Below are 11,221 nucleotides of genomic sequence, written 5' to 3'. Positions count from 1 at the left end.
TTGAACCGCCGTGTACGGAGCCGTACGCACGGTGGTGTGAGAGGACGGCGGGTGTGAACCCGCCTCCTACTCGATCCTGTATGCTTCAAGAGCCCGCAGAACGCTTCAGTTTCAGCCCCGGCGTTCTTCTTCACGCAACGTCAGCACTTCGAAACCGTCGTCCGTCACCGCCACCGTGTGCTCCCACTGCGCCGACAAGCTGTGGTCGCGGGTAACCACCGTCCAGCCATCTTTCAGTTCGCGCGTGCCGCGCCCACCCTGGTTGATCATCGGTTCGATGGTGAACACCATGCCTGGCTTGAGCTTCATGCCCATGCCGCGCTGGCCCACGTGCAACACCTCCGGTGCTTCATGCATCTGCTGGCCGATACCATGCCCACAGTATTCGCGCACCACGCTGTAGCCCGCGGCCTCGGCATGGGCCTGCACGGCGTGGCCGATGTCACCCAGCGTGGCCCCAGGGCGCACCTGCTCGATGCCTTTCCACAGCGCTGCATAGGTGGTGTCGACCAGGCGGCGGGCCTCGTCGCTGATCGTGCCAATGCAGTACATCTTCGAGGCGTCGGCGATGTAGCCGCCCTGTTCCAGGGTAATGTCGACGTTGACGATCGAGCCTTCCTCAAGCACCTCGTCGGCCCTGGGTATGCCATGGCACACCACATGGTCCACCGACGTATTGAGCGAGTAGGGGAACCCGTACTGGCCCTTGCTCGCAGGCCGGGCCTTGAGCGTTTCGACAATGTAGGCTTCGGCGCGGTCGTTGATTTGCAGGGTGGTCACGCCGGGGCGGATGAAGTTGTCGAGGTCAGCGAATACCTGGGCCAGCAACTGGCCGGCCCGGCGCATCAGCTCGAGTTGGGCGGGGGTCTTGAAGATCACCTGGGGCATGGGGAAAGAGCGGTTGCTCATGCTGGAATTTGCCCCAGCATAGCGCCAGCGGGTGTGAAGTTGCCACCGCATGGTGCGCAGGGTGCGCACGGTACGCCAGAGCGCGGGCGTGGTAGAAGCGTCTGCTCCAGCTGGCCCACTAATTGCTGGCTACCTCCCATCCCGGGCCATCAACGTCGACAGCCCGCACATTCTCACGACAAAGGCGCCGTGTTGCCCCCGCTTGCTGCTGCAGGCCGGGGCAGCCGGCGCCTTTTTGCGTTTCCACAGGAGCCCGCCCATGGTCAATAACGAAGTGCGCAGCGTATGCCCGTATTGCGGGGTTGGTTGCGGCATCGTCATGAGCGTTGCCGACGGCAAGGTCGGCAAGATCAGCGGCGACAAGCAGCACCCCAGCAACTACGGCCGGCTGTGCACCAAGGGCCTTACCGCCCACTTGCCGCTGACGGCGGCCGGGCGCATGGAAGACGCCTACCTGCGCCAGCAACGCAACCAGCCGCCAGTGCGCGCCAACATGGACCAGGCAATTGCCGAGAGTGCTAAGCGCCTGCGTGGCATCATCGACCGGCATGGGCCAGACGCCGTAGCGCTCTACGTGTCCGGGCAGATGTCGCTGGAGGCCCAGTACCTGGCCAACAAGCTGGCCAAGGGGTTCATTCGCACCCGCCACATCGAGTCCAATTCGCGCTTGTGCATGGCCAGTGCCGGCAGCGGCTACAAGCTGTCGCTAGGCGCCGACGGCCCGCCTGGCAGCTACGAGGATTTCGAGCACGCCGATGTGTTTCTGGTGATCGGTTCGAACATGGCTGACTGCCACCCGATCCTGTTCTTGCGCCTGCTCGACCGGGTCAAGGCGGGGGCCAAACTGATCGTCGTAGATCCCCGGCGCAGCGCCACGGCCGACAAGGCCGACCTGTTCCTGCAGCTGCGCCCCGGCAGCGACATGGCCTTGCTCAATGGCCTGCTGCACCTGCTGCATCGCAATGGCCACACCCACCCCGATTTCATCGCCCGCCATACCGAAGGCTGGGACGACATGCCCGCCTTGCTCGATGACTACAGCCCCGAACGGGTGGCCGCCATCACCGGGCTGGCCGAGGCCGACATCGTCAAGGCCGCGGAATGGATCGGCAGCGCCGGCAACTGGATGAGCTGCTGGACCATGGGGCTGAACCAGAGCATTCACGGTACTTGGCACAGCAATGCCATCTGCAACCTGCACCTGGCCACCGGTGCCATTTGCCGCCCTGGCAGCGGGCCGTTCTCGTTGACCGGCCAGCCCAATGCCATGGGCGGCCGCGAAATGGGCTACATGGGGCCCGGCTTGCCCGGCCAGCGCTCGGCGCTGGTGGCGGCCGACCGTGCCTTCGTCGAACAACAGTGGCAACTGCCACCCGGTAGCCTGCGCAGCGAAGCCGGCGAGGGAACGGTGGCCCTGTTCGAGCAACTCAAGGCCGGCGAGGTGAAAGCCTGCTGGATCATCTGCAGCAACCCGGTTGCCAGTGTCGCCAACCGCCAGCAGGTGCTCGACGGCTTGCGCCAGGCCGACCTGGTGATCGCCCAGGACGCCTTCCTCGACACCGAAACCAACCGTTACGCCGATATCCTGCTGCCTGCTGCGCTGTGGGCCGAAGGCGAGGGCGTGATGATCAACAGCGAACGCAACCTGACCCTGATGCCCCGCGCTGTCGAGCCGCCCGGGCAAAGCCTGCCGGACTGGCAGATCATCGCCCGTGTGGCCTGCGCGATGGGCTATGGCGAGGCCTTCGACTACCCGAACGCCGAGGCGGTGTATGAGGAAATTCGCCGCTTTCACAACCCGGCCACCGGCTATGACCTGCGTGGCATCAGCTATGCCGACCTGCGTCAGCAACCCCGGCAGTGGCCCAGCGCCCCGGGGCGCGAGCAGCACCGCAGCCCGCTGCGTTACCTGAACGATGGCAGCAGCCAGGCGCTGCTGCTCGATGACCAAGGGCAGCGGCCGGCTATCGCCTTCCCCACGGCCAGTGGCAAGGCGCGCTTCTTCGCCCGGCCCTGGTTGCCCGCCGCTGAGTTGCCGGATGACGCCTACCCCCTGGTGCTCAACACCGGCCGCGTGCAGCACCACTGGCATACCCTGACCAAGACCGGCAAGGTACCGGCGCTGAACAAGCTGGAGCCCGGCCCGTTCGTTGAAATCCACCCGGAAGATGCCGCCCGTTTGGGCATTGCCGAGAAAGACCAGGTGGCCGTTCGCTCGCGGCGTGGGCAGGCCGTGCTCCCGGCGCGTATCAGCGACCGGGTCATGCCGGGCAACTGCTTTGCGCCGTTTCACTGGAACGACCTGGTCGGTGAGCAGCTGGCCATCAATGCCGTGACCTGCGATGCGCTCGACCCTCTGTCGTTGCAGCCCGCATTCAAGCACTGCGCCGTGGCCCTGCAGCGGGTTGCCGGCGAGCGTATCGATGCCCTTGAACTGCACACCTGCGTTGCCGAGCCTGCCAGCATGCCTACCGCCACCTTGTCCCGCCTGTTAGGCCTGGACACCTTGCCGGCCCCGGTGCTGGCCGACGACGAGCGCCACTATCTGCAAGGTTTTCTGCTGGGGCTGGCCCAGGCGCGCGCCGACGCTGTGCCCAGCCTGCCGGCCAGTGCGCCGCTGCCGGCCAGCCGGCGTATGTTCGTTGACGGCTTGCTGGCCGGGCTGTTCGCGACCCCGGCCCAGGCACCGGCTGCGGCGCCAGCCCAGCCGCTGCACCAGGTGGTATGGGCTTCGCAGACCGGCAACTGCGAACTGCTGGCCGAGCGCTGTGCCGAACGCCTGCGCGGCGCAGGCCTGCAGGTGCAGCTCAGTTGCATGCAGGCGACCCGCCCCAGCCAGCTGCGCGGCGCTGCCAGCGTGGTGTTCATTACCAGCACGTTCGGTGATGGCGAGGCCCCCGACAGTGCCGCGAACTTCTGGCAGGCGTTGCAAGGTGAGGAGGGCGGCCACTGCGCCGAGCTGCCGTATGCCGTGCTGGCCTTGGGCGACTCCAGTTATGAGCAGTTCTGTGGTTTTGGCCGCAAGCTGGACCAGCGGCTGGCCGAGCTGGGCGGCCGGCGCCTGCTGCAACGGGTGGACTGCGAGCCCGACTTCGACGAAGTGTTTGCCGGCTGGCTGGAGGCGCTGCTGCCAAGCCTGGGCAGCACCGCCGCGGCACAGCCGGCCGGCGCAGCGGTACCCGTGGCGGCTTACACCAAGCAGCGGCCCTGGGCGGCCACCCTGCTGGAAAACCGCCTGCTCAACGGCCCCGGTGCCAGCAAGGAAACCCGCCAGTTGGTCTTCGACCTCAGTGGCAGCGGTTTCACCTACGCCGCCGGCGACGCCCTGGGGGTATGGCCACGCAATTGTCCGGCGCTGGTCGCAGAACTGCTGGCGCTGATGCAACTCGACGGCCAGGCGCTGGTGGAATTGAAGGGCCAGCCCGCCATGCCGCTGGCCGAAGCCCTGCAGGCACACCTGGAAATCGCCAAGGTCACCCCACAGCAACTGCAGGTGTTCGCCGCTAATGCCCCCGACCTGCAGCGCCTGCTGCAGCCCGAGTGCAAGGCCGAACTGCAAGCGTGGTTGTGGGGCCGGCAACTGGTCGATGTGTTGCGCGCCTTCCCGCAGCAACTGCCACTGGCCAGTTGGCTCGCGTTGCTCAAGCCGTTGCAGCCACGGCTGTACTCGATCAGCTCCAGCCCACTGGCGCACCCGCAACAGGTGCACCTGACCGTTTCCACGGTGCGCTACGGTGATCGCAAAGGTGTGTGCTCCAGCTTCCTCGCCGACCGGGCGCAGGCGGTGAAGGTGGCGATTTTCCCCCAGGTGTCGAAGCACTTCCGCCTGCCTGAGGACGATGGTGTGCCGTTGATCATGGTCGGCCCTGGCACTGGCATCGCGCCGTTTCGGGCGTTCCTTGAAGAGCGCGAAGCGCGCGGCGCCAGCGGGTCGAACTGGCTGTTCTTCGGCGAGCAGCACGCTGCAAGCGACTTTTATTACCAGGCGCAATTGCAGGCCTGGCAAGCCACGGGGCACCTGCGGCTGGACACGGCGTTCTCGCGTGACCAGGCGCAAAAGATCTACGTGCAGACGCGCATGCTCGAGCACGGTGCGCAGCTGTGGCAATGGTTGCAGGCCGGGGCGTACTTCTATGTCTGCGGTGATGCCCAGCGCATGGCCAGGGATGTGGATGCGGCCTTGCGGGCGATTGTCGCCGAGCATGGCGGCATGGATGCGGCGGCGGCTGATGCCTACGTCGACGGCCTGAACCAGGCCCGGCGCTACCGGCGTGACGTGTACTGATGTGCACCGCGATGGGCTGCAGTGCACTGGGAATGTGCGCAGCCGGTGCCGGGTGGCGGGCGAGCGAGCCCGCTGCTGCAAAGGCCTGGAACGCTGTGCAGGCCCGTGCAGGCGCGGGTTTGCGCGTAACGTGTCCACCCCCGGCAACGGGCTTGGCACACTCCCTGCTTAGCCCATGTAACAACAAAGCCCACTGATCAACGGCGATCAACCGGGCCCCCTACCGTGATGAATACAGGCAAAGGCGCCTGGAGCTTCGGCTCCAGGCGCTTTTTTTTTGATCGAGGATCGGCTTATGAAGGCAACAGCGAGCAGCGGGCAACGAGAGCGACTGGTCATCGTCGGCAACGGCATGGTCGGCCACCACTGTGTCGAACAACTGGTCAGCCGCGGCGCCCTGCAGCAGTTCGAGGTACGGGTGTTCGGCGAGGAGCGCCAGCGCGCCTACGACCGAGTGCACCTGTCCGAGTACTTTGGCGGTAGCTGTGCCGAAACCCTGGCCCTGTGCGAGCACGACTTCTACACCACCAGCGGTGTGCACCTGCACCTTGGCGAAGCGGTCCTGCAGATCGATCGCGAGCGGGGCGAGGTGGTTACCGCGCAAGGCCGCTACGGCTACGACCAACTGGTCCTGGCGACCGGTTCCTACCCCTTTGTGCCGCCGATCGAGGGCTCCAGCGGTGATGCCCGCCTGGTCTACCGTACCCTCGACGACCTCGATGGCATTCGCGCTGCCGCCGCCAGCGCCCGCCGTGGCGTGGTGGTGGGGGGTGGCCTACTGGGGCTGGAAGCGGCCAACGCCCTCAAGTCGCTCGGCCTGGAAGCCCACGTGGTGGAGTTCGCGCCACGGCTGATGCCGGTGCAACTGGATGGCGAGGGCGGCGCAGCGCTCAAGGCACAGATCGAAGCGCTGGGCGTGGGGGTGCACCTGTCGCGTGCCACCCAGTCGATCAGCCAGGGCGACGCTTACCGCTACCGCATGAACTTCGACGGTGGAGAATACCTGGAAACCGACCTGATCGTGTTCTCCGCTGGCATTCGCCCACAAGATGCCCTTGGCCGTGCCTGCGGCCTGGACGTCGCCCCACGCGGCGGGGTGGTGATCGACGAGCACTGCCGCAGCAGTGACCCGCGCATCTTCGCCATCGGTGAATGCGCATCGTGGAACGGCAGCGTGTTCGGCCTGGTGGCTCCCGGCTACAGCATGGCGCGCAACCTGGCGGCATTGCTCTGCGGCGAGGCGCCGGTGCCGTTCAGCGGTGCCGACATGTCGACCAAGCTCAAGCTGCTGGGGGTGGACGTCGGTTCGATCGGTGATGCCCACGGTGCTACGCCCGGTGCACGCAGCTACCGCTTCATCGACGAAGCCAACAGCGCCTACCGGCGGCTGGTAGTGGATGCCAGCGGCAAGCATGTGCTGGGTGCGGTGCTGGTTGGCGACAACAGCTATTACGACACCTTGCTGCAGTATGCCCAGAACGGTATTGCCCTGCCGGCCGACCCCGCCGCGCTGATCCTGCCGCAAGGCGGCGCAGCACCAGCGCTGGGGGCCGACGCCTTGCCCGACAGCGCCACCATCTGCTCCTGCCATAACGTCAGCAAGGGTGCAGTCTGTGCCGCCATCGACAGCGGCTGCAGCGACCTGGCTGCGGTCAAGGGCTGCACCAAGGCGGCAACCGGCTGTGGCGGCTGCGCGGCCTTGCTCAAGCAAGTCTTCGAGCATGAACTGACGGCCCGCGGTGTAGCGGTGGACAAAAGCCTGTGCGAGCACTTCGCCTACACCCGGCAAGAGCTGTACGGCATGGTGCGGGTGGAGGGCATCCGCACCTTCAGCGAATTGCTCGCACGTCACGGCAAGGGCCACACCGGCTGTGACATCTGCAAGCCGGCGGTGGGCAACATCCTTGCCTCCTGCTGGAACCAGCCGATCATGGACCCGGCGCTGGTGCCGCTGCAGGACACCAACGACACCTTCATGGCCAATATGCAGAAAAACGGCACCTACTCGGTGGTGCCGCGTATTCCGGGGGGTGAAATCACCCCGGACAAACTCATCGTGATTGGCCAGGTGGCCAAGAAGTACGACCTGTACACCAAGATCACCGGCGGCCAGCGCATCGACCTGTTCGGCGCCCAGCTGCACGAATTGCCGCTCATCTGGGGGGAGTTGATCGAGGCCGGTTTCGAAACAGGCCATGCCTACGGCAAATCGACCCGTACGGTGAAGTCGTGCGTGGGCAGTACCTGGTGCCGCTACGGCGTGCAGGACAGCGTGGCCATGGCCCTGCGCCTGGAAGACCGCTACAAGGGCCTGCGCAGCCCGCACAAGCTCAAGTTCGCCGTGTCTGGCTGCACCCGCGAATGTGCCGAGGCGCAGAGCAAGGACATTGGTGTGATCGCCACCGACAAGGGCTGGAACCTGTACGTGTGCGGTAACGGCGGCATGCGCCCGCGGCATGCTGAACTGTTTGCCACCGACCTGGACGACGAAACCCTGGTACGCCTGATCGACCGCGTGCTGATGTTCTATATCCGCACCGCCGACAAGCTGCAGCGCACTTCGGTGTGGCGTGAAAACCTCGAGGGCGGGCTGGACTACCTGAAACAGGTGGTCATCGACGACAGCCTGGGCCTGGCCAGCGAACTGGAAGCGCAGATGCAGCATGTGGTCGACCAGTATCAGTGCGAATGGGCCAACGCCCTGAACGACCCTGAGAAGCTCAAGCGCTTCCGGACCTTTGTCAACGACCAGCGCGCCGACCCGGACGTGCACTTCGTGCGTGAACGCGAACAACGCCGGCCTGCCGCGCCGCTGCACCTGATCCCCACTGTCGAGGAGGCTGTCTGATGATGCTGTCCAATGCTGCTGTGAACGAACGCGAGAACTGGCAGGCCGTGTGCCGGGCGCAAGATCTGGTGGCCGACTCCGGTGTGGTGGTGTGGCTCGACGGTGCCCAGGTGGCGCTGTTCTATCTACCTGGCCAAGCCCAGGCGCTGTACGCGGTGGATAACCGCGACCCACGCTCCGGGGCCAACATCATCGGCCGCGGCTTGGTGGGGAGCGTGCAGGGTGAGCTGGTGGTGGCGGCGCCTTTGTACAAGCAGCATTTCAGCCTGCACACCGGGGAATGCCTGGAGGACAGCGGGCAGCGCTTGCGGGTATGGCCGGTGCGGTTGAAGGGTGACGCGGTGGAACTGGCTGTGGCCTGATTCTCGTGCATTGCCAGTGCCGGCCCTTTCGCGGGCTTGCCCGCTCCTACAGGTACAGCGCAGCCCTCAAGCCCTGCGATGACTCTGTGGGAGCGGGCGAGCCCGCGAAGAGGCCGGCACTAGTGCCTCAGAACACCAGCCCCTGCGGCGTGCGGCCGGCAAACACATCTACCAGGCTGGCCACCACCATCTCGCCCATGCGCGTGCGGGTCTGCACGGTGGCACTGGCCCGGTGCGGCTGCAGTACCACGTCCTCACGCTCGAACAACGCCTCGGGCGCTCGCGGCTCATCGGCAAACACATCCAGCGCCGCGCCGGCGATCTCGCCAGCCTGTAATGCCGCGATCAAGGCCGGTTCGTCCACCAGCTTGCCGCGCGCGATGTTGATCAGGTAACCCTCGCTGCCCAAGGCCCGCAGCACGTCGCGATCGATCAGCGCCTCACCCTTGTCGGCCGCCGCTGCAAGGATCAGTGCGTCGCTGTGCTTGGCCAACTGCAGCAGGTCGGCCTCGAACCCGTATGGCACATCCAGCGCCTGCAAGTCGGTGTAGCGAATCGGGCAACCGAACGCGGCTGCCCGCTGCGCCACCGCGCGGCCGACCCGGCCCATGCCAACAATGCCCACGCGCATGCCCGACACCTGACGGGCCAGTGGCAACGGTGCCAGCGGCGTGGCACTGGTGGCCCAATGGCCGGCGCGCACGAAACGGTCACCGGTGCAGATGCCCCGGCACACACCGATCAGCAGGCCGATGGCGAGGTCGGCAACGTCCTCGGTGAGGGCACCGATGGTCGCTGTCACCTGGATGCCGCGGTCGCGGGCGTAGGCCAGGTCGACCGCGTCGGTGCCGACACCATTGACCGCGATCACTTCCAGGTTGGGCAGGCGCGCCATCAGTGCCTGGCTGATACCTGTGTGGCCACCGGTGATCACGCCGCGGATATTGTCGGCATGCTGGCTGACATAGGCGTCCTTGTCGGCCTGTTCGTAGTAGCGGTGTACGGTGAACAACTGTTCAAGGCGCTCACGGATCTGCGGGATGAGGATCGGGCTAAGTTGCAGGACTTCGGGTTTCATCGGTCACTCCATCAGGAACAGGGTTCATCAAAAGCAAGGTTCAGCCACGGCCAACGAATGGCATGTTGCTGGCCATCACGGTCATGTTCAGCACGTTGGCGTCCAGCGGCAGCGCAGCGATGTAGCGCACCGCGTCGGCCACGTGGCGCACGTTTAGCATTGGCTCGGCGGCGATCTCGCCATTGGCCTGGCGCACACCCCGGGTCATGCGCTCGGACAGCTCGGTCAGGGCGTTGCCGATGTCTACCTGGCTGCAGACGATGTTGTAAGGCCGGCCGTCCAGCGCCAGTGCCTTGGTCAGGCCCAGCACCGCATGCTTGCTGGCGGTGTAGGGCGCGGTGAACGGGCGTGGGGTATGCGCCGATATCGAGCCGTTGTTGATGATCCGCCCGCCTTGCGGCTGCTGGCGGCGCATCAGGCCGAAGGCCGCGCGGGCACACAGGAACACCCCATCGACGTTGGTAGCGATGACGTTGCGCCAGTTTTCCAGCGGCAGCTCGTCGACCGGTACGGCCGGGGCATTGATGCCGGCATTGTTGAAGATCACGTCGAGGCGCCCATGTACCTCCTCGACGGTGGCAAACAGCTGCGCGACGCTCTGTTCATCTCGCACGTCAGTGGCTACCGCCATGGCTTCACCGCCCGCAGCCTGCGCCTGTTCGACGACCGCTTGCAGCGGTTCGAGACGGCGCCCGGCGAGGACCAGGCTGAAGCCATCCTCCAGCAGGGCGAGGGCGACGGCGCGGCCGATGCCGCTGCCGGCGCCGGTGACCAGAGCGATTTTCCTGTTCTGCTTCATTTCGTCACTCCAGGGGAATCAGGCAGCGTTGGCGGCTTGCCCGGCAGGGCGGGGGCCGACGTGCAAGTGCAGTTCGCCGATACCGTCGATGCCGGCGTGGAGGGTGTCGCCCGGGTTCAGCGCCGCCACCCCGGGCGGGCTGCCGGTCATGATCAGGTCACCCGGGCGGAGCGGCAGCTGGCGGGACAGCCGGCTGATGACTTCGGCCAACGTCCAGGTCTGCTGGCTGAGGTGGGCACGCTGGCGCTCCTGGCCATTGACCAGCAGCCACAGCGTCGCATTCAGCGGCCAGGCGCACTCGCTGGCGGGCACGATGGCAGTCATGGGGGCCGAGGCCTCGAACACTTTGGCCGCCTCCCAGGGGAGGCCTTCGGCCTTGGCCTTGCGCTGGTGATCGCGCCGGGTCATGTCCAGGCCGGCGGCAAAGCCGAACACGTGTTCCAGGGCATGCTCCGGGGCGATGTCGGCACCGCCCTTGGCGATGGCTGCGACCAGCTCGATTTCGTGGCAAAACTCGTCGGTCTGCGGCGGGAAGGGCAGCTCGCCCGCTGCCTCGACCACATTGCTCGCTGGTTTCATGAAGAACACCGGCTCCTGTGGCGCCGGCCCGTAGGTTTCCGGCCATGGGTAGTTGCGGCCCAGGCAGAACACCCGGCCGACCGGAAAGCGCACATCGCTGCCGCGGATCGGCAGGCTGACGATGGCCGGCGGGTTGAACAGGTAAGTCATGGGTCAATCCTCCTTGCTGGGGTGGCCAGCGTATGTCACGGGCTGGCCGCTAAAGTTGGACGAAAGCGGGGTTGGGTTGGACTATCCAGGCAACCTGTACCGGCCCTATCGCCGGCAAGCCGGCGCCCACAGGTCCAGGCAAGCAGCGCTGGCGGGCGTTGGCTTGCCAGCGATGCCAGCGCCTGCGGCAGGCCGTGGGAATCTCAAGCTG

The 11,221-nt window shown here is 66.2% G+C and carries 7 protein-coding genes; 3 read left to right on the top strand and 4 right to left on the bottom strand.

The genetic code is table 11. From position 1 onward, the window contains the following. Nucleotides 1-111: 111 nt before the first annotated feature. A complete protein-coding gene (gene map, locus GYA94_RS21320) occupies nt 112-909 on the bottom strand; it encodes a type I methionyl aminopeptidase (RefSeq protein WP_255326972.1) in 798 nt (265 codons plus the stop codon). 259 nt (nt 910-1,168) lie between these two features. Here map and GYA94_RS21315 point away from each other — a divergent pair, with 259 nt between their 5' ends. The 3 genes from GYA94_RS21315 (at nt 1,169) to nirD (ending at nt 8,404) form a co-directional block, all read left to right on the top strand. Next, nucleotides 1,169-5,194 (top strand): bifunctional nitrate reductase/sulfite reductase flavoprotein subunit alpha, encoded by a 4,026-nt coding sequence (locus tag GYA94_RS21315; RefSeq protein WP_161893053.1) that lies wholly within the window; start codon nt 1,169-1,171, stop codon nt 5,192-5,194. Between the two features lie 295 nt (nt 5,195-5,489). After that, nucleotides 5,490-8,042 (top strand): nitrite reductase large subunit NirB, encoded by a 2,553-nt coding sequence (gene nirB / locus GYA94_RS21310; RefSeq protein WP_110678016.1) that lies wholly within the window; start codon nt 5,490-5,492, stop codon nt 8,040-8,042. Continuing rightward, complete coding sequence (gene nirD, locus GYA94_RS21305; protein WP_110678018.1) at nt 8,042-8,404, top strand: nitrite reductase small subunit NirD; 363 nt, start codon at nt 8,042-8,044, stop codon at nt 8,402-8,404. The genes nirB and nirD overlap by 1 nt, the downstream gene beginning before the upstream one ends. Nucleotides 8,405-8,531: 127 nt before the next feature. Here the strand turns inward: nirD and GYA94_RS21300 are convergent, their stop codons facing one another. The 3 genes from GYA94_RS21300 to GYA94_RS21290 are packed head-to-tail and all read right to left on the bottom strand — an operon-like array spanning nt 8,532 to nt 11,010. Further along, nucleotides 8,532-9,482 (bottom strand): 2-hydroxyacid dehydrogenase, encoded by a 951-nt coding sequence (locus tag GYA94_RS21300; protein WP_110678020.1) that lies wholly within the window; start codon nt 9,480-9,482, stop codon nt 8,532-8,534. A gap of 40 nt (nt 9,483-9,522) precedes the next feature. After that, on the bottom strand, nt 9,523-10,281 hold the full coding sequence (locus GYA94_RS21295) for an SDR family oxidoreductase (RefSeq protein WP_029885869.1): 759 nt from the start codon (nt 10,279-10,281) through the stop codon (nt 9,523-9,525). Nucleotides 10,282-10,299: 18 nt separating this feature from the next. Continuing rightward, nucleotides 10,300-11,010 (bottom strand): fumarylacetoacetate hydrolase family protein, encoded by a 711-nt coding sequence (locus GYA94_RS21290; RefSeq protein ID WP_110678024.1) that lies wholly within the window; start codon nt 11,008-11,010, stop codon nt 10,300-10,302. Nucleotides 11,011-11,221 lie beyond the last annotated feature (211 nt).

It is taken from the genome of Pseudomonas juntendi, assembly GCF_009932375.1.
In the GTDB taxonomy this organism is placed as follows: Bacteria; Pseudomonadota; Gammaproteobacteria; order Pseudomonadales; family Pseudomonadaceae; genus Aquipseudomonas; species Aquipseudomonas juntendi.
The sequence above is the reverse complement of the archived record's forward strand: the minus strand, read 5'-3'. Positions and strand labels throughout refer to the sequence as shown.